This is a genomic window from Methylophaga sp. UBA2513, assembly GCF_002341285.1.
GTDB classification, from domain to species: domain Bacteria; phylum Pseudomonadota; class Gammaproteobacteria; order Nitrosococcales; family Methylophagaceae; genus Methylophaga; species Methylophaga marina.
On the sequence record NZ_DDNT01000006.1, the window covers coordinates 218,614 to 237,517 of the forward strand.

The 18,904-nt window shown below is 43.0% G+C and carries 17 protein-coding genes, 1 tRNA gene and 2 riboswitches; of the genes, 16 read left to right on the plus strand and 2 right to left on the minus strand.

Going from position 1 to position 18,904, the window contains the following annotated elements; all coding sequences use genetic code 11:
- Positions 1–233 precede the first annotated feature (233 nt).
- Positions 234–316: riboswitch (cyclic di-GMP riboswitch) on the plus strand.
- A gap of 13 nt (positions 317–329) precedes the next feature.
- The 5 genes from B3V56_RS02875 to B3V56_RS02895 all read left to right on the plus strand — a co-directional run bounded on the left by B3V56_RS02875 (position 330) and on the right by B3V56_RS02895 (position 4,405).
- Positions 330–824, plus strand: coding sequence for a hypothetical protein (locus tag B3V56_RS02875; RefSeq protein ID WP_289283948.1), 495 nt, complete (start codon positions 330–332; stop codon positions 822–824).
- Positions 825–1,155: 331 nt separating this feature from the next.
- Positions 1,156–1,242: riboswitch (cyclic di-GMP riboswitch) on the plus strand.
- Between the two features lie 17 nt (positions 1,243–1,259).
- Entirely contained in the window at positions 1,260–1,877 is a 618-nt protein-coding gene (locus B3V56_RS02880; RefSeq protein ID WP_289282609.1) for a hypothetical protein, read from the plus strand.
- 155 nt (positions 1,878–2,032) lie between these two features.
- A tRNA-Arg gene (locus tag B3V56_RS02885) sits at positions 2,033–2,109 on the plus strand.
- Positions 2,110–2,446: 337 nt separating this feature from the next.
- Positions 2,447–4,057: a methyl-accepting chemotaxis protein gene (locus B3V56_RS02890; protein WP_289283949.1), complete on the plus strand. Its 1,611-nt coding sequence runs from the start codon at positions 2,447–2,449 to the stop codon at positions 4,055–4,057.
- A gap of 33 nt (positions 4,058–4,090) precedes the next feature.
- Positions 4,091–4,405: a hypothetical protein gene (locus tag B3V56_RS02895; RefSeq protein WP_289283950.1), complete on the plus strand. Its 315-nt coding sequence runs from the start codon at positions 4,091–4,093 to the stop codon at positions 4,403–4,405.
- 102 nt (positions 4,406–4,507) lie between these two features.
- Here B3V56_RS02895 and B3V56_RS02900 read toward each other — a convergent pair whose 3' ends face one another.
- Both B3V56_RS02900 and B3V56_RS02905 read right to left on the minus strand, forming a co-directional pair.
- Positions 4,508–5,875: an acetamidase/formamidase family protein gene (locus B3V56_RS02900; RefSeq protein WP_289283951.1), complete on the minus strand. Its 1,368-nt coding sequence runs from the start codon at positions 5,873–5,875 to the stop codon at positions 4,508–4,510.
- 245 nt (positions 5,876–6,120) lie between these two features.
- The gene (locus B3V56_RS02905) at positions 6,121–6,351 is read right to left on the minus strand and encodes a sulfurtransferase TusA family protein (RefSeq protein ID WP_289283809.1); all 231 of its coding nucleotides are present in this window, start codon (positions 6,349–6,351) and stop codon (positions 6,121–6,123) included.
- A gap of 102 nt (positions 6,352–6,453) precedes the next feature.
- Here B3V56_RS02905 and B3V56_RS02910 point away from each other — a divergent pair, with 102 nt between their 5' ends.
- From B3V56_RS02910 to B3V56_RS02960, 11 genes are all read left to right on the plus strand, one after another.
- Positions 6,454–7,896, plus strand: a complete 1,443-nt coding sequence (locus B3V56_RS02910) for a M48 family metalloprotease (protein ID WP_289283952.1) — start codon at positions 6,454–6,456, stop codon at positions 7,894–7,896.
- A gap of 5 nt (positions 7,897–7,901) precedes the next feature.
- Positions 7,902–8,387 (plus strand): thiosulfate oxidation carrier protein SoxY, encoded by a 486-nt coding sequence (locus B3V56_RS02915; protein ID WP_289244538.1) that lies wholly within the window; start codon positions 7,902–7,904, stop codon positions 8,385–8,387.
- Positions 8,387–8,704, plus strand: coding sequence for a thiosulfate oxidation carrier complex protein SoxZ (gene soxZ / locus B3V56_RS02920; RefSeq protein ID WP_286303792.1), 318 nt, complete (start codon positions 8,387–8,389; stop codon positions 8,702–8,704). Before B3V56_RS02915 ends, soxZ begins: the two co-directional genes overlap by 1 nt.
- Positions 8,701–10,419 carry a PAS domain-containing protein gene (locus B3V56_RS02925; protein ID WP_289283953.1) on the plus strand — a complete coding sequence of 573 codons (1,719 nt, stop codon included), beginning with the start codon at positions 8,701–8,703 and terminating at the stop codon, positions 10,417–10,419. The genes soxZ and B3V56_RS02925 overlap by 4 nt, the downstream gene beginning before the upstream one ends.
- Positions 10,416–11,060 carry a response regulator gene (locus B3V56_RS02930; protein WP_286303794.1) on the plus strand — a complete coding sequence of 215 codons (645 nt, stop codon included), beginning with the start codon at positions 10,416–10,418 and terminating at the stop codon, positions 11,058–11,060. Before B3V56_RS02925 ends, B3V56_RS02930 begins: the two co-directional genes overlap by 4 nt.
- Before the next feature lie 144 nt (positions 11,061–11,204).
- Positions 11,205–11,276, plus strand: coding sequence for a pyrroloquinoline quinone precursor peptide PqqA (pqqA, locus tag B3V56_RS02935; protein WP_081443609.1), 72 nt, complete (start codon positions 11,205–11,207; stop codon positions 11,274–11,276).
- A 213-nt stretch (positions 11,277–11,489) separates the two neighbouring features.
- On the plus strand, positions 11,490–12,764 hold the full coding sequence (locus tag B3V56_RS02940; RefSeq protein WP_289283813.1) for an ATP-binding protein: 1,275 nt from the start codon (positions 11,490–11,492) through the stop codon (positions 12,762–12,764).
- Entirely contained in the window at positions 12,761–13,405 is a 645-nt protein-coding gene (locus tag B3V56_RS02945) for a response regulator (RefSeq protein WP_286303796.1), read from the plus strand. Before B3V56_RS02940 ends, B3V56_RS02945 begins: the two co-directional genes overlap by 4 nt.
- A gap of 184 nt (positions 13,406–13,589) precedes the next feature.
- On the plus strand, positions 13,590–15,368 hold the full coding sequence (locus B3V56_RS02950; RefSeq protein WP_289283954.1) for a methanol/ethanol family PQQ-dependent dehydrogenase: 1,779 nt from the start codon (positions 13,590–13,592) through the stop codon (positions 15,366–15,368).
- A 224-nt stretch (positions 15,369–15,592) separates the two neighbouring features.
- Positions 15,593–17,368: a methanol/ethanol family PQQ-dependent dehydrogenase gene (locus B3V56_RS02955; RefSeq protein ID WP_289283955.1), complete on the plus strand. Its 1,776-nt coding sequence runs from the start codon at positions 15,593–15,595 to the stop codon at positions 17,366–17,368.
- Positions 17,369–17,759: 391 nt separating this feature from the next.
- Positions 17,760–18,904, plus strand: a 1,145-nt coding sequence (locus B3V56_RS02960; protein ID WP_289283956.1) for a PQQ-dependent dehydrogenase, methanol/ethanol family, incomplete at its 3' end; no start/stop codon positions are given.

Here is an 18,904-nt window from a genome sequence, read left to right on the forward strand (position 1 = left end):
TTTATCTAATTCACTCCTAGAGCACGCGTAACAGTGCCCACATAGTAGCAACAGTCAAGATAGCACTAACTTTGACTGGCTTACTACGCTCAGTAATCCCTTTGAACAAAATCATACTTTTGGACGATATCTTTATTAATTCCAGTCCAGTAATCTGTAAATAACAGATTTTTATGAATATACATCTGTTTTGAGTGACCAGAAGCTAACTTCATTTATCGAATTTTTATTCAATACATTAACGCCAAACCTGATGTGAGTCAGGGACGGAAAACCGACAGCTGTACATTATTGGTATCAGGGCTGGGCTGCATGACATGGAGATTTTTATGAAAAAAATAGTGTGGATGCTATTCAGCCTGGCTTTATTGACTGTATCCCAAGTGACATGGGCCGCGACGGTGGTTAAGGCTAATTTCGTTGCCGGATGGCCCGTTTATGATGGCGGGGAATTTACGTTTACCGGTCATTTTGTGGGAGAAGATTTAAACAACGACGGTTTATTATCTTTCGGGGAGTTTTCGGTTTTTAATTGGAGCTCTGACTCTGCCTCTTTTTCTTTATCAGACCTTTTCGACACAGGTGATATCGTCATCAATACGCAAACCTGGCTGGCTAATGGCGTAAGTTGGGTTGGAGCAGAAGATTTAGCGTACATAACCTGGGATGATAGAGGATCATCCATCAACACTAACATTCTGGGTGAATATCGTTTTACTTCTTTCGAGGTGTCTCCCGTGCCATTGCCACTCGCTCTATTGCTTTTTGCACCTGCACTGCTAGGTTTCATGGGCTTACGTCGTAAAGCAAAATCAGCTATCTAATTAAGAGCATTTCAAAATGTTTAAAGCCGTCATAATCTGGCGGCTTTTTTGTTCGTAGCTTTATCCTTAAGTTGCTATTTGATGGTGATTAATTAGCAAATAATATTCAGTTTTCGAGCTTATCGCATATCACTGTTATAATGCCCGACGAGTGTCCCCGTAGCTCAGCTGGATAGAGCATTGAATATTTATCTGTCCACAATGAGAAAGATAGGACGGGGAATCCATTATTGGCTCTGATAATCAATATCAAAATTTATTATTAGTACCAAAGTACAATAGCTCTTAATAGAAATTTAGTGTGAAAATAAGTAGGTGATTAAATCACTCTCTTTTATTTTGCCAAACTTGGCGTGAGCCTTGGACGGAAAACCACAGCTGTGCTTATAAGGACAGGTATCAGGGCTGGGTTGCATACCTTTAAGGAGTTCACCGATGAATAAGATGATCGCTACAATAATATTCTCATTTTTTTCTTTACCTATCTTTGCCGCTCCCGTCGACATTGATTTGAGTGGGACTACCTCTGCAAGCCTAATTGATGCTGATGGGGCAAGTTTTTCACAAACTTTTACAGGTCAGACTGCATCTGGGTCAGGCATTTCAGGTTCCCCTACAGGTTCATTGTCACTAGCACCAAGTGGAACAATAAGTGTAGCCTCTTATAATTCTGCCAATTCACTTCTTTCACCCTCTAACAACCAAGGCCCATTGTCGATTTTGTTTGACTTTAATGCCGATAGTTTTTCTTGGGTGATGGGAAGCTCTAATGCAGGATACAACGTTACTGTAGATTTGTTTTCAAATAATGGCAGTTTAATCAACACAGTATTAATCAGCATGCTGGAAGGGTATAACAAATACTCTATTTCCGGCTTGGGTGCTTTTGCCGGACTTACTTTTAGAGACAATAATGACCCATATGGTGTTCGTTACATGGACATGTCTTATAATAGCGTGTCTGAAGTTCCAATCCCTGCCGCCGCTTTTATGTTTGCACCTGCACTACTAGGGTTTATGGGCTTGCGTCGAAGAGCCAAGCTAGCTGTTTAGCTCATTCACAGCATTTAAAAATTAAAGCCGTCACACTGTGACGGCTTTTTTGTTCGTAGCTTTATCCTTAAGTTGCTATTTTGATGGTGATTAATTAGCAAATAATATTCAGTTTTCGAGCTTATCGCATATCACTGTTATAATGCCCGGCGAGTGTCCCCGTAGCTCAGATGGATAGAGCGTCCCCCTCCTAAGGGGAAGGCCGCAGGTTCGACTCCTGCCGGGGACGCCATTTAATCTTCATTTTTTCAATGAGTTACATTGCTCTGGTTTCAGCGTCGTATCCTCAAAATACTCATTTGGGACAATTTTGGGACACTCAAAATGCGTATTAGCCAGTGACCATTTATCTGTGGTTCGCTTTCAACCTATCGGCTTACTCTTTTATCCATACTAACTGGTATTCATTTTCCCTTTTTACAGGTGATGAATGCACTCTCTGTTTTTCTGCAAGACACAGCAAGAGATCAGTCCCTCTATCAGCATAGATTGATAAATATAGTGATCAGTGGCATCTAAAGTTTAATCAAACTTTGGCGATACGCTCTTTATCACTAACTCAGTATAGAATGGCACAAGCCATCGTCATGCTGAGAGAGAGCAATATGTCGATTCAAAAGAAATTTCTTATCGCGCGGGCTTCATCCATTTTAGTGCTGGCAATCATTACCGTTGCCGCATTAACGTATTCTGAGAATCAATCTCTTCATACTCGTCTCTCGAAACAAGCAGAACAGCTTTCCGATTCCACAGCGAAGATGCTCAATGTCATTAATAATCTGATGTTGGATCAGGTGAGCAGTAGCATGCGCTCCATGTTGGATATGATTAGCCGTAAAGGAGATGTTTCTCAGGCTGGCACAGTGGCAATAAATGACATGGTGGTGAATGATATTCGTTTTGGCGATTCCCCCCAGGCTTTGAACTATGGCTTGGTTGATAGAGTAGCTCAGCTGAATGGCGGTACGGCCACTATTTTCAGTAAACATAATGATGATTTTGTCAGAGTAAGCACCAATGTCCAGAAAGAAGGTAAACGTGCTGTTGGTACTGTTCTAGACCCTAACGGACTGGCTATCACACAAATCCGAGAGGGTAAGCCCTTTTATGGTGTTGTGGATATTCTAGGGGAACCTTATTTCACCGGCTATGAACCACTGAAAAATGCATTCGATGAAGTCGTCGGCATTGCCTATGTAGGCTACAAGGTCAACATGGAAGAAGTGAATGCAGTTATTGCCTCTGGTCAGTTGCTCGAGCAAGGTTTTATCGCTTTGATAGATGCTAAAGAGCAAATTCGACAACACTCGGCTCATCAGGTTGAGTCTGTTATTGCTGATGCGATAACAGAGCCGGGAGAAACTTGGCAACTTTATGATAAACCATTCGCACCCTGGGGGTATGAGTTAGTGGTGGCCTATTCGGAAGAAGATATTTCCACATTACTGTGGCAAAAAGCACTGATATATTTCGTGGTTTCATCCGTATTGGGGTTTTCAGTCGTCGGCTTGGTTTATTATCTGTTACAGCGTGTCGTCGTCAGTCGACTGGCTCAAACAACCAACACACTAATGTCAATCACTGAAGGTGAAGGAGATCTGACCCAAAGATTCAACTCCACAAGTGAAGACGAGTTTGGTCATATGGCTAATGGCTTTGATAAGTTGCTTGAGAGGGTGAGAAAAACGATTGTCGCTGTTGAGGATAAATCTAAAGAGCTGGTGAATTCTGCAGAATCATTACATCAAATTGCTCAGAGCTCGGAGCGGATAAACAAGGAACAAGCTGAGGAAACGGAACAGGCAGCCACCGCTGTTAATCAGATGAGTGCTACGGCACAGAGCGTGGCTGAAAGTACCATGTCGGGCGAGCAGGCCTCTAATCAGGTTCAACAACAAGCGTCAGAAGCTGCACAGTTTTTGAAAGAAATGGCTGACGCGCTTCAAACTCAGGCTGAAGAAATAAAAGCCTCAGAACAGACCCTGTTGTCCTTGAAAAAAGCCAGCTCAGACATCGGTCAGGTATCAGATGTGATTCACAATATCGGTGAGCAGACAAACTTATTGTCGCTGAATGCGGCTATTGAAGCCGCCAGAGCAGGCGAATCAGGTCGTGGTTTTTCAGTCGTAGCCGATGAAGTAAGAACGCTGGCAGGTAAAACACAAAGCTCTACCGGTTAGATTGAAAAACTGATTCAGCGTTTGCACGAGGATGTGGATAAAGTCTCTCAAAGTATGTTGATCCAGATTGAGCATGCTAATCACAATGTTCAGTCAAGTGCGACGGCTATTGCGGCCATAGAAGGTGTTCTTTCTGCTGCAGATAAGATTCATGCTCTTAATACAGATATAGCAAGTGCGGCTGAACAACAGAGTGCTGTTTCTGAAGAGGTCAGCCGAAATGTCATCAGTATCAAGGACAACGCACGTAAAAGTGCTGCTCATTCAGAAGAGACAGCTAAAGCTAGTCATCAACTTCAGGGACTGGCTGTTTCAATTAAAGAATTGATGTCACAATATAAAACTTAAAATTTCTGCTGCTTACTCTGGTTAAATTATTCATTAAAAAAGGCTACCCGTGGATAGCCCTTTTTTGCTTATATGACTAAGAAAAATATAAAGCCAATCAGTTTAGTCAGTATCGCCAGCAAATACGCGTTTTTCAATAACGCCATGGACTCCCCAGTTACCGTCAACAACTTGCGTTATACCGAAGTCAGCAGATACCGACATCAGTGAAATGGCTTCATCTTCACTGAGCCCTTTAGCTGTCATCAAAAAGTGACGCATTTTTCTAAAAGCATCACGCATGGCGTTATCAATAGACGATTTTGAGTAAATTTCACTCTGCGCTTTTTCTCCAAGAGCTTCAAGATAGTTAGGATAACTAAAGCCGTGAACAACCCATTCGGTGTCTGTTTCCAGAAGAGGATAATCCAGACCAGCCAAAACCGTCTCTTGCAGCTCATTTTGTTTATGGAGGATTACTTGAACGACGCCTGTCATTGAGGTTTCAATGGCAGTACCAGCAAGTTCAGAGTCACCTTGTGCAGCATGAGGATCGCCTGCACTGAGTAAAGCACCTTCAACAGCAACTGGGTAGTACATGGTGCCACCTTTACCAATACGCCAGTCATCAATGTTGCCACCAAAGTAACCGGGTGGAATAGAGTCGACATAATCTGTTTCGACCGGAGCTACACCCATTGTTCCAAAATGCAATCTGACTGGGACACGAATATTCTCAAGTACTTTTGTATTTTTGGTGATTTTGCTGTGATCAACGGGAACACCGGGGTAGTCAATTTTTTCATGGACAACACCATTGGGATCAGTCTGTGGAACCCATTGATAGTTATAGACGGCTTTTGCCCAGTCTTTCTCGCCTGTTGCATCAAGCTCAAAAATAGTGATGACTTCACGCGGTTTGGGGTCTTCGATCATATCGTTGTAGTGATATCCCCACCATGCTGCAGCATTAACACCATATGTTTTGCCAGCATATTTAGGATTACCAGAAGGACGTGGGTACATATCCAGAATGCGTACTTCAAGAACATCACCAGGTTCTGCACCACAGACATAGACGGGGCCAGTTAATACATGGACACCAAACCCTTCACCAGCACCACGACCATAGATTGATGCATCCATTGGGCCAGCACCTCGCCTGTCCACACCTTTATCATTTTTTTCCCATTTGAAAACGCTCTCAGCGCCAGGGTCACCCTTTACCATTCTTTCTGCATCATCATTAGCATGATGTGTCAGGGTTTCCAGTGTGACAAAATCGCCTGAGTGAACAACTGCCTGTGGCGTTTTATTTTTACTAAAGTAGCCCCAATGAACGGTTTTATTGTTAGCCGGAATATAGTGATGTTTCGCTTCAGTTGATTCTGACTCGCAGCTTATTTCAGCAAATGCAGGGCTACCTAGTAGCGTGGCAAAAATAGAACTGGCAATGAAACCAGTATGTTTGAAAGGACTGACTCTGTTCATTAATAACTGCTCCGTATTTTTAAAAATGAAAAATCATTTTAAAAACAAGCAGATAAGGTGCCATCTTTCGAGGTTGAAGAAAAAAGAAGGTTAGTTATTGTTTTTTCTGAATTTTATGTAGATGTAGATGTAGATGTAGATGTAGTTCTACGCTATCTTTGCCGGTACTTTGATGGATCATCTTAGAGCAAATGCGCGATATTGATGTGGGTAGATATCTGGTGGCGTGATCGCATGAGCTGGAATTAAGCCTTCTCAAGTACAAAATGATATTTATCATCGATTTCAGATGTGTCTATCAACTGATTACCCGTCATTTTACAAAATGCTGGAATATCTTTATTGGCGCCTTTATCGGTAGCAATTAATAACAGTTTCTGGCCGGATGTCATGTCCGCCAATGCTTTTCGGGCTTTTAATACTGGAAGAGGGCAATTAAGGCCGGATGTATCAATTTCTTTGTGAAATTCTGACATACTAGTTGTCCAATCTATTCTTAAAAATGACGCAATGATAAACGGATTTGTATTCACTGTCTTGCTGGAACCGTGTGCCCACATGATGAGTCTATTTGGCTTATGAGAACACTATATTACATCGTAAGTTTACTTTTTTTTAGCCATCTAAGCACAAGCTGGGCGCTGGATATTGCCTTACCAGAGATGGGTGATAGCGCAGGTGAATTAATCTCTCCCCGAGAAGAACTGGAGATTGGTCAGGCTTTTTTCTGGCGCTTACAACAAAGCACGGACTTGGTCGAAGATCCTGAAGTGAATAGCTACATCCAGTCTTTAGGTTACCGCTTGGCCTCGAATAGTAACGAACCTAATTTGAACTACACCTTTTTTGTCGTGCCCGATGGTACGGTCAATGCCTTTGCCACTCCAGGTGGCTATGTGGGGGTTAACTCCGGATTGATTCTTACAGCCGCCAATGAAGATGAGCTGGCTTCTGTCATGTCGCATGAGATTGCCCACATCACCCAGCGTCACATCTTAAGAAGTTTTGAAAATTCGAAACGTATGACCATACCCCGCACAGCTGCCATGATTGCTGCCGCGCTGTTGGGGGCTGCTGATCCCAAAGCCGGTTCGGCCGCTATCATGGCAGTTCAGGCCGGAAGTATTCAGAGCCAGATTGACTATACCAGAGCGAATGAAGCGGAAGCGGACAATATAGGTATGCAGACATTGGTTCGATCTGGCTTCAATCCTGAAGCGATGCCAAGCTTTTTCGAGAAGTTACAGCAAGCCAGTCGGTTTTATGGGGGCGATGCGGTTCCTGAGTTTTTACGAACTCACCCCGTCACGACTTCGCGTATAGCCGATGCCAGAGGGCGAGCTTCTCAATTAAGTGTAAAGCCGAGGTTGTCTGATCATGAGCAGTTTTACCTGATTAAAGAAAAGCTGCGAGTGATGACGGCTCAAGATAGTGGGGAATTGATTGAGTATTATCAACATCAATTGACCAGAGATGATCTAGTCAATAAAGATCCTGTGAATTACGGTTATGTGCTGGCTTTGATCAAAAATGCACAATACACAGCGGCTCGCCAGCGTTTGATGCCATTAATAGACAAAGAACCTGATCGCTTAGCCTATCAACTCGCTTTAGCGGATATCGAATTATCTGTGGGCAGAGTAAAAGCAGCACTCGATATTTACGAAGATAATCAGCGATTGTACCCTGATGATCGTGCGCTGACTTTGAATCAGGTCCATGCTCTGTTAAGAACGGCTAGACCTGCAGAAGCGGCGAAGTTATTACAAACACAAATAGAGCTAGGTGAGGGCGGGCGCCAGATATACAGACTGATGGCGCAAGCGAAAGGGGACATGGGGCAAAAAAGTGAGTCACATGCCTGGCTTGCAGAGTACTATTATGAGTCTGGTTTACTCAAAGCGGCTGCAGACCAGCTGCATCTAGCTGCAGAGGCAGCAGGCCGAAATGAGTATCAACTATCAAAAATTGCTTCAAGGTTGAGAGAAGTTGAGAATGCCATGAGCGAAATGGAAAATTAAACGTGATGGAGAATTCAGACAAAAGCCGACGAGATTTTTTAAAGAGTGCTATCTCAGCCTCGACATTGGCATTGGTGGCGAGTTCAGGTTTATTAGCTCCCAAGCGTGTTTTAGCACATTGGCCTGCAGATGCTTTTACGGCAGACACGGTTGAGGATGCGTTATTAGCATTGCTAGGTCAGGCCCAAGATATTCCTGCAGAGAAAGTCAGCTTTAAAGTCGGCTCGCCTCCAAGTTATGCTGTGAATGGTGCTTCGGTACCTTTTGAAGTGCATTCTTCGCTGGAAGATATTGAACGCATAGCTATTTTAGTTGATAAAAATCCTAATCCACTGGCTATGAGTATTGAATTGACGGCCGATGTGAAACTGCCATTCAAGAGCATGATTAAAGTCGCTGAAGATTCAAAAATAATCGCCGTTATCAGAGCGGATGGTAAGTTATATAAAACCTCACGTGATATTTCAGTGGATATTGGAGGCTGTGCTTAATGGCCATTACTGCTAGAGATCGAATTCGTGCGAAGTTGAAAGATGGTGATACCACTGTTCGTTTATTGCTTGCTCACCCAATGCATACGGGAAGAGCTAAAGATGAAAACGGTGAACTGATTCCCGCGGAGTTTATTCAAGATATTCGCTGTTGGCGAAATGGAAATGAAGTCATGGCTTTAAAATGTGGAACCGCTACTGCACGTAACCCGTATTTTTCTTTTCAGTTAGCTGGCGGAGCCGTGGGTGACAAGATCATGATTCGTTGGGTGGATAACCTTGGCGCCAAAGGCGTAACTGAAACTGAGTTACGATGAGTCTTAAATTAAAAGTTAATCTATTTTTTACCGCATTATTATTGCTTTCATTACTGGCAAGTACAGGTGTATTGATATCCAATGCACGCCAATCAGTGCAAGTTGAAGTCGAAGATACAATGAATGCTGCAGCACGATTGATCACCTTGACTTTGGCAGATAAGCCTCTCAATCGCGAACATGGTATTAACGAACAAATTCATGAAATGGTCAAAGCGTTAAGCCAAATCAGAAGTTTACATATTCTGATGTTCGACACACAGGGCTTGTTATTTGAAGGTGAGCCTGATGAAACGCTTAAAGTTGAACCACCAGAGTGGTTTGTGAAAGTACTGTTTCCTGAAATTACACCATTGTCGAAACGTTTTGGCACTGGGCATATGGTCATTTATGCAGCGCCAATGCAGGAAATCAGTGACCGTTGGATGGATATTCGAGGTATCCTGGCTCTAGGCTTAGTCGTTTTTGTGTTTGTCAGTATTTTTCTCTATTGGGGGGTAGACTGGTTTCTACGACCATTGCAGAGATTATTACAGGTACTATCGGCGTTTGAAAAAGGTGATCTGCATCTACGTTTACCTGATTTTAGCTTGGGAGAGATGAATCAGATCAGTCAGACATTCAACCGGATGGGACAAGCGCTTGAATTAAGTATGGCTGAAAATCAACGCTTAGCGATGCTGGTAAGACAGTCTGGTGATGCTATTTTGTCTTTAGATCACGCAGGTAATATCACCTTTTGTAACTCCACAGCTGAACGTTTATTCGCAAAGCAAACCCCAGTACTGAAAGGTGAGGCACTTGCCAACCTGGGCTTCGAACAGTCACATCAGCAAATAGCTACCATTCTAGAAAACTGTGAAACCACTGAAAATATGGAAACAACACTGTTGAGACCGGATGGTGAGAAAGTATCACTACTGATGTCAACGGTGCCTTTGTTTGATAAAGAACAGCAGGTGATTGGTCTTATTTGTACGTTGCGTGATATTACCGAACTAAAACAAGCCGAAGCCGCCAGAACGCAACTCAGAGAAACGCGTTTACTGACACAGCATATGGATGAAGTTCAGGAAGCGGAGCGACGCCACTTGGCCAGAGAACTTCATGATGAGTTAGGGCAGTGTCTGACGGCGATTAAGACCGATGCCGTATTAATCAGAAACCGTACTGAGCAGACTGAGCCACGTGTATTTAACAGTGCTCAAGCCATTATTGATACAGCGAGTCATATTTATGATGTGGTGCATAATATGATAACGCGTTTGCGGCCAAGTCCTCTTGATGACTTAGGGTTGGTGCCGACGTTGCAGCAGGCCATCACCAGCTGGCAAGAGCGAGAACCTGGCATTCAATTTGATATTCAAGTCTCTGGGCGTCTGGATAATTTGAATGAAATGATGAATATGACGGTATTTCGCGTTGTACAGGAAGCTATAACTAATGCAGTCAGACATGCAGACGCCACTCAGATTCATGTACTGGTAAAAACACAGAAAAGCAGTGATAGCGAATTAGAGAATCTTATTATTGAGATTAGAGATGATGGCAAGGGTATGGTCGTCAAAGACTTGCATTCTGATGTCGATTTTGGATTGTTAGGTATGCGTGAACGTGCGCAGAGTCTTGGTGGTGAGTTTCAACTTATCAGTGAGCCAGGTCATGGCGTCAAGATTAGCGTGATTATTCCTCTTAGAACGGACAGATTATTATGAGTCTGGATAAAAAAACAATATTGTTGGTTGATGATCACGAATTGGTCAGAGCGGGTTTCCGCCGTCTTTTAGAAGATGGTGATAAATTTACTGTTATCGCTGAAGCAGGAAGTGGGGAACAAGCCGTTCAAGATTTTAGCAAGTATCATCCGGATGTGGTGGTCATGGATATTTCTATGCCAGGCATTGGTGGTGTGGGGGCTATTGAAAGAATTATTGCAAGAGAATCTTCTGCAAAAATACTTGTGCTTAGCGTGCATGAAGATAGCGTGTTTACTACCAGAGCCATGCAAGCAGGTGCTTTAGGATTTATACCTAAACGCAGCGCACCCGAAGAGATGTTGAGAGCTGTAGACATGGTTGCTCAAGGAAAAACCTGTATCGCCCCTGAAATTGCTCAGCAGCTTGCCATGCAGAAGTTAACCGGGTCAGAAAATCCGGTGGATGTCTTAAGCCAGCGGGAGTTTGAAGTGTTTCGACTACTGGCCGAGGGGAAAACCGTAAATGACATTGCGGACATCTTAAACTTAAGCCCTAAAACCGTAGGAACACATCATACGAATATTAAACAAAAATTGAATGTATCTAACTCGGCTGAGCTTGCCAGATTAGCGATTCGCTGTGGTTTAGTGGATGCTTGAGCACTTATTTTGCACAGAGCTGTTATTCAGAAAAATCCTGAGTGCTAACGAGTAAATCTCTCTGCGGATTTTTCATTTGTCTGCGTAAACTTATCACCATGGAACTCAACCAATAGTGGCTGAGTGAATGAAGAGGTATTTACTATGTGGACTAAACCAGAATATTCAGACATGCGTTTCGGTTTCGAAGTAACAATGTACATTTGTAACCGCTAAACACCTTTCTCATACAGAGAATACGAAAAAGCCCCGGCAACGGGGCTTTTTTTTGTCCCTTACTTTTGTAAAAGGGAATTTCTCCTATCTCCAAGACATCTCAGCAATACTAGAATGATTGTTTTTTTCACATAGTCTTGGTGCATGAATCTCAGATACAGACTCAATCTAATTGTCACAGCTGTTCTATTAATTATATTAGTGATTGGCGCCGTGAAGGCAATCCACAATGCTCGTGAGGATGTAAGAGCTGAAGTTGCCTCTACTATGGACTTTGCATTACATATGCTCGATGCCGAGTTAAGCCATTTCAGATTCAGGGATAAAGTACTTTCTGATGAGTCCCAGTCACCTTTTATGCTCAGTAAATTAGCCGGAGTTCGGCATCTGAGAATAGAGTTCTACGGGCCAATGAATCAGCTTATTGAAAGTAATGAAGATGAAAACAGCAATGAGCATCAGCCTTATCCAGACTGGTTTGGTCAGGAGATGTATTCCGCGCTTGATGATTTGAAACCTGAAAGACTGCCCGTTTACGTCAATACAAAGAAAATTGGCGAACTGGTTATCAAGCCAAAACCGGACAACGAAATCGCTGAGGCATGGGGGGAAACAAAAACCTTGTTGACCATGATTTCGCTGTTTTTTGTTTTTGTGAATATTCTGGTTTATATGGTCGTGGCCCGTGCGTTGAAGCCCATTGATCAAATTATCGCTGCTCTAACAGATATTGAAACTGGCAATCTGGACAGCCGCTTGCCTATTTTTGAATTACCAGAGATGGCCAGTATTAGTCACAAATTTAATATGATGGCATCTACTCTACAAAGCAGCATTCGTAATAATCACCGTCTAACTCAGCAAATCATCCGTTTGCAGGAAGCAGAGCGGAAAAGTCTCGCTCATGAATTGCATGATGAAATTGGTCAGCATCTGACCGCGATTCATGTCGATGCTTCAGTGATCAAGTCAACCAATGAGCTGGAAGCAGCTAAAAAGAGTGCTTCAGCTATAGATGAAGTGGTGGGGTTGATGATGGACATCCTCCGTACCATGCTTCAACGACTCAGGCCGGGCGGCTTGGATGAGCTAGGGTTTATAGCGGCTATGCAAGAACTGGTCGATAGTTGGCGTGAAAGACACCCCAATATTGAAATGGAATATCATTTTGATGGTGAGTTTTCATCGTTGGAAGAAAATGCCCAACTGACACTTTATCGTGTCATACAGGAATGTCTGACTAATATCAGTCGTCACTCCAAAGCTAATCAAGCTTGGATTGTCTTAAAAGAAGAAAAACAAATGATTCATTTGACCGTCAGCGATAACGGTAAAGGCTTTGACCCCAAACAACATACTCAACGTTTTGGTCTCGCAGGTATGAAAGAGCGATTAGACAGCGTGGGTGGCACTTTTGAAATTTCATCTAATTTAAATCAAGGCGTCACGATAGATGTGACGGTTCCTAAACAAGGAGATAATGCGTGAGCCAGTTAATTAAAGTTATGCTGACTGATGATCATGCCGTCGTCAGATCAGGTTTATGTCGTTTACTCGAACAAAATGCTGAAATCAAAGTGATTGCGGAAGCGGAAAGTGGGGAGCAAGCGTATCAAACTTATCCGGACAATAAGCCCGATGTACTCGTTATGGATATGTCGATGCCGGGTATGGGTGGGCTGGAAGCATTACGTCGAATTCTTCATCGCTGGCCAGATGCACGAGTCATTATGTTTTCGATGCATGAAAATGCGACCTATGCCATTCAGTCGTTAACAGCTGGTGCTATGGGGTACGTGGCAAAATCCGGTAATGCTGAAGATCTGGTCAAAGCCGTAAAAGAGGTAGCATCTGGAAAAAGCTTTTTAAGTGCTGATATGGCCCAAAAGGTGGCATTACAGAGTTTAACCGGAGATGATAATCCCACTCAGAGGTTAACTTCCCGAGAGTTTGAGGTCTTTCGACTATTAGCTGAAGGTAAATTAGTCGAAGAAATTGCAGGTCGTCTGAATATTGGTCAGAAAACGGTGGCTAACTATCAAACCAGCTTAAAACAGAAGCTAGATATTCATTCTCCGGTTGAATTGGTGAGATTGGCAATGAAATATGGGGTAATTACCGAGCAATGAGAATTGCTGAAATAATAGTTATTTCATGTGTTTAGGTTTTAATTCCTTGGTGCCTGTTATTTTGTTCCCGTGAAAATCGGGAATATTTGGTAATGATTCTTGGGCATAACGAGCATAAAGTGTGGGAACCATGTCGTTGTTATTCCTCTCGACATGTTCTGTAATCAAAAACTAGGGATTAAAAATGAAGCTGAAAACTTTGTCATTAGCAATGATGACATTGGCAGTGCCAGGCTTGGCTGCTGCTGATGAGTTGCTAGAAATGCAAAAAGATCCAAATAACTGGGTAATGCCAGCAGGTAACTACAATAACCAACGTTACTCTGAATTAACAGAAATCAATAAAGACAATGTCAAAGATGTGACAATGGCATGGTCTTTCTCAACAGGTGTTTTACGTGGTCATGAAGGTAACTCTCTGGTTATCGGCGATACCATGTATGTTCATACTCCATTCCCAAACATTGTTTACGCGTTGGATTTAAACAACGACGGTGCAATGAAATGGAAATTTGAGCCAAAACAAAACTACGATGAAACAGTGCCAGTCATGTGCTGTGACACAGTTAACCGTGGTTTAAGCTATGCAGACGGAAAAATCTTCCTGAACCAAGCAGATACAACACTTGTTGCCTTAAATGCTGAAGACGGCAAAGTGGTTTGGTCTGACAAACGTGATGATGCCAAACGCGGTGCGACCAGCACAGCAGCGGCTCACGTATTTAAAGATAAAATCATCGTCGGTATCTCAGGTGGTGAGTTTGGTGTACGTGGTTACGTTCAAGCGTATGACTTTGATGGTAACGTGAAATACAAAGCGTATAGCACCGGTCCTGATGATGAAATGTTAGTTGACCCAGAAAAAACCACCTCTATGCTGAAACCCATCGGCAAAGATTCATCGTTGAAATCATGGCAAGGTGACCAATGGAAAATTGGTGGCGGTACGACTTGGGGTTGGTATTCATACGATCCTGATTTAAACCTGTTTTACTACGGCAGTGGTAACCCATCAACCTGGAACCCGGTTCAACGTCCTGGTGATAACAAATGGTCAATGTCTCTATGGGGTCGTGACTTAGACACCGGTATGGCCAAATGGGTTTACCAAATGACACCGCATGATGAGTGGGATTACGATGGTGTAAACGAAGTCATTTTGGCTGATCAAAAACTAAATGGCAAAATGCGTAAAACTGCCGTTCACTTTGACCGTAATGGTTTTGGTTACACCATGGACCGCGTCACTGGCGAACTGCTAGTCGCTGAGAAATATGATCCGGCCGTTAACTGGGCGACAGGTGTCAACATGAAGACTGGGCTGCCAGAGCGTGCGGTAAAATACTCTACTGCTGCAAACGGCGAAGACGTTAACACAACAGGTATCTGTCCTGCGGCGTTAGGGTCTAAAGACCAACAACCAGCGGCATTCTCACCACGCACGGGTCTGTACTATGTACCAACCAACCATGTGTGCATGGACTATGAACCATTTGAAGTGGAATACGTAGCAGGTCAACCATACGTTGGTGCTACTTTGAATATGTTCCCAGCGCCAGGTGGTACTCATATGGGTAACTTCATTGCTTGGGATGCCCGTGAAGGTAAGATCGTCTGGTCTAATCCAGAGCGTTTCTCAGTCTGGTCAGGTGCATTAGCGACAGCTACGGATGTTGTATTTTACGGCACACTGGAAGGTTACCTGAAAGCGGTTGATGCACAAACAGGTCGTGAACTGTGGCGCTTCAAAACAGCGTCAGGCATCATCGGTAACGTCAACACATACACACATGACGGTAAACAATATCTGTCCATCTTGTCAGGTGTAGGTGGTTGGGCTGGTATCGGTATGGCGATTCCTGACTTAGAAAACAGCTCTGATGGTCTTGGCGCAGTCGGTGCATACCGTGCATTGTCTAGCTGGACTAACCTGGGTGGTATTCTGAGTGTATTCAGCCTGTAAGACCCAGATGATATAGATTACCCTGTAATCTTAATCTGAATAAAAGGCCCGGCATCTTGCGATGTCGGGCTTTTTTATTCAGCCGAGGTTCACTCGTCACATGCGAAGATACTCAGGCTGGTTAAATCGAGAAGATTTGCCGGTGATTCATTCGTTTATAAAGCATAGAGTTAGTGCTTAACCTGTTTAAAACAAAACACTTTGTAATAAATAAATTGAGTAATATGACTTTTCTAAGATTTTTAATAGCCTCAGCAATCGGTTTTCATACCTGCACCAGCCAAGCTGATGAGTTACAACAACTTCAAAATGATCCTGCCAACTGGGTGATGCCAGCCGGAAATTATAATAACCAACGATACTCAGCACTCAAGCAAATCAATAAAAAGAATATTCAACAGCTGAACATGGCCTGGTCTTTTTCGACAGGTGTTTTACGTGGTCATGAAGGCAATTCTCTAGTCATTGACGATACTCTATATATTCATACGCCTTTTCCTAATATTGTTTATGCACTTGATTTAAATAATGACGGTGCTATTAAATGGAAATACGAACCCAAGCAGAGTTATGACGAAACTGTGCCGGTGATGTGCTGTGATACGGTCAACCGAGGCTTGGCTTATGCTGATGGAAAAATATTTCTTAATCAAGCAGATACAACCTTGGTTGCGTTAGATATGGATACCGGGAAAGAGGTTTGGTCAGACAAGCGTGATGATCCGACTACAGGTGCAACGAGTACCGGAGCAACTTTTGTGTTTGACGATACTGTCTTAGTTGGGATCTCCGGCAGTGAATTTGGTATTCGTGGTTATGTTCAGGCCTATGATTTACAAGGGAATGTGAAGTATAAAGCCTATACCACAGGACCCGATGATGAGATGTTGGTAGATCCAGTAAAAACCACCTCAATATTGAAACCGGTAGGTAAAGATTCATCTCTGAAAACATGGCAAGGTGATCAATGGAAAATCGGTGGTGGTGTCACATGGGGTTGGTTTTCGTACGATCCTGACTTAAATCTGTTCTATTACGGGACTGCAAACCCTTCCACATGGAATCCTGTGCAACGACCTGGTGATAATAAGTGGACCATGTCACTCTTTGCCAGAGATTTGGATAGTGGAATGGCGAAATGGATTTACCAAATGACTCCACACGATGAGTGGGATTATGACGGTGTTAATGAAGTCATTCTCAGTGATCTGAAAATCAAAAATAAATTGCGTCAAACTGCGGTGCACTTCGATCGTAATGGCTTTGCCTATACGCTAGATCGTAAGACGGGGGAGTTATTAGTGGCGAAGACATTTGATCCCTCTGTAAACTGGTCTAACGGCGTTGATTTGGCAACCGGCAGACATGATCGTGTTCAACAATACTCGCCGGACTATCATGGTGAAGACGAAAATACCACTGGCATTTGTCCTGCTGCACTAGGAACAAAAAATCAGCAACCAGCCGCGTTTTCACCGCGTACAGGTTTGTTTTATGTACCAACGAACCATGTCTGTATGGACTATGAACCATTTGAAGTGGAATACGTTGCTGGCCAGCCATATGTTGGCGCCAGTTTGTCGATGTATGCTGTTGGTGATGATCCCAATCTCGGTAATTTTATTGCCTGGGATGCACGGGAAGGTAAGATTGTTTGGTCTAATCCGGAACGGTTTTCAGTTTGGTCTGGTGCATTAGCGACCGCTTCAGACATCGTTTTTTATGGTACGTTGGAAGGATATTTAAAAGCTGTCGATGCTAAGACTGGGAGAGAGCTTTGGCGCTTCAAGACAGCCTCTGGCATTATTGGGAATGTAAACAGCTATGAGCATAATCACAAACAATACATTTCCGTTTTATCTGGCTTAGGCGGCTGGGCTGGTATAGGCATGGCCATGGGCCTAAAAAATGATGCTGATGGTGATGGCGCTGTTGGATTGTATAGATCTGTCTCCAGATGGACTAATCTGGGTGGTGTTTTGAGTGTTTTCAGTCTTTAAACATCTAGTTACAGATAGTGGCGTGTTATTAAAATCACGCTCATGAGAGCGTTTTTGGGCTGTTCACATTGATTGGAGGCATGACAATCTATATACGTCTCAACTAGCTTCTATGCCTATTTAAATAAACAACCATACTGTTGCTGATAAGCTTTAATTGTATTTTGGTTGAGTGAACGTGCATTAGACTTTAAAAAGGAAAAAATATAAATCTAAAAAAATATTTCTTTCTCCAGTTTAGTCAATCCTGAGTTTGCTATGATTAACTCCTGTTTATATAGGGAGTTAGTCCTAGTGTGCTAGGGGAAAAATAAGAATAAAGTATTCAGCAGTGGTTATTTATAGATGAGCCACCTATAAAAACAAACCTTCAATACTAGAGGTATATAAAATGAAGCTGAAAACTTTATCAATCGCAATGATGTCATTAGCCGCGCCGGGTCTGGCCGTAGCTGATGAGTTGCTAGAAATGCAAAAAGATCCAAACAATTGGGTAATGCCAGCAGGTAATTATGCTAACCAGCGTTACTCACAATTAAGTCAAATCAACAAAGACAATGTTAAAGATTTAAACATGGCATGGTCTTTCTCAACAGGTGTTTTACGTGGTCATGAAGGTAATGCTTTAATTATCGATGGCACTATGTATGTTCACACACCATTTCCGAATATCGTGTTTGCGTTGGATTTAAATAACGATGGCGCGATCAAATGGAAATATGAACCAAAACAAAACTACGATGAAACAGTGCCAGTCATGTGCTGTGACACAGTTAACCGTGGTTTAAGCTATGCAGATGGAAAAATCTTCCTGAACCAAGCAGACACAACACTTGTTGCCCTAAATGCTGAAGACGGCAAAGTGGTCTGGTCTGACAAACGTGATGATGCCAAACGCGGTGCGACCAGCACAGCAGCGGCTCACGTATTTAAAGATAAAATCATCGTCGGTATCTCAGGTGGTGAGTTTGGTGTACGTGGTTACGTTCAAGCGTATGACTTTGATGGTAACGTGAAATACAAAGCGTACAGCACCGGTCCTGATGATGAAATGTTAGTTGACCCAGAAAAAACCACTTCTATGCTGAAACCCATTGGCAAAGATTCATCTTTGAAAACTTGGCAAGGTGACCAATGGAAAATTGGTGGTGGTACGACTTGGGGTTGGTATTCATACGATCCTGATTTGAACATGTTCTACTACGGCAACGGTAACCCATCAACCTGGAATCCGGTTCAACGTCCTGGTGATAATAAATGGACTATGTCAATGTGGGGCCGTGACTTAGACACCGGTATGGCCAAATGGGTTTACCAAATGACACCGCATGATGAGTGGGATTACGATGGTGTCAATGAAATGATTCTCGCAGAACAAAAAGTGAAGGGCAAAATGCATAAAACCGCTGTTCACTTTGACCGTAACGGTTTTGCTTACACTATGAATCGTGAAACGGGTGAGCTGTTAGTCGCAGAAAAATACGATCCAGTGGTTAACTGGTCAAACGGTGTCAATCTGAAAACAGGTTTACATGA

Coding starts and splice junctions, on each gene's coding strand:
- B3V56_RS02875 (WP_289283948.1), top strand. CDS start 330: ATGAAAAAAATAGTGTGGATGCTATTCAGCCTGGCTTTATTGACTGTA.
- B3V56_RS02880 (WP_289282609.1), top strand. CDS start 1,260: ATGAATAAGATGATCGCTACAATAATATTCTCATTTTTTTCTTTACCT.
- B3V56_RS02890 (WP_289283949.1), top strand. CDS start 2,447: ATGGCACAAGCCATCGTCATGCTGAGAGAGAGCAATATGTCGATTCAA.
- B3V56_RS02900 (WP_289283951.1), bottom strand. CDS start 5,875: ATGAACAGAGTCAGTCCTTTCAAACATACTGGTTTCATTGCCAGTTCT.
- B3V56_RS02905 (WP_289283809.1), bottom strand. CDS start 6,351: ATGTCAGAATTTCACAAAGAAATTGATACATCCGGCCTTAATTGCCCT.
- B3V56_RS02910 (WP_289283952.1), top strand. CDS start 6,454: ATGAGAACACTATATTACATCGTAAGTTTACTTTTTTTTAGCCATCTA.
- B3V56_RS02915 (WP_289244538.1), top strand. CDS start 7,902: ATGGAGAATTCAGACAAAAGCCGACGAGATTTTTTAAAGAGTGCTATC.
- soxZ (WP_286303792.1), top strand. CDS start 8,387: ATGGCCATTACTGCTAGAGATCGAATTCGTGCGAAGTTGAAAGATGGT.
- B3V56_RS02925 (WP_289283953.1), top strand. CDS start 8,701: ATGAGTCTTAAATTAAAAGTTAATCTATTTTTTACCGCATTATTATTG.
- B3V56_RS02930 (WP_286303794.1), top strand. CDS start 10,416: ATGAGTCTGGATAAAAAAACAATATTGTTGGTTGATGATCACGAATTG.
- B3V56_RS02950 (WP_289283954.1), top strand. CDS start 13,590: ATGAAGCTGAAAACTTTGTCATTAGCAATGATGACATTGGCAGTGCCA.
- B3V56_RS02955 (WP_289283955.1), top strand. CDS start 15,593: ATGACTTTTCTAAGATTTTTAATAGCCTCAGCAATCGGTTTTCATACC.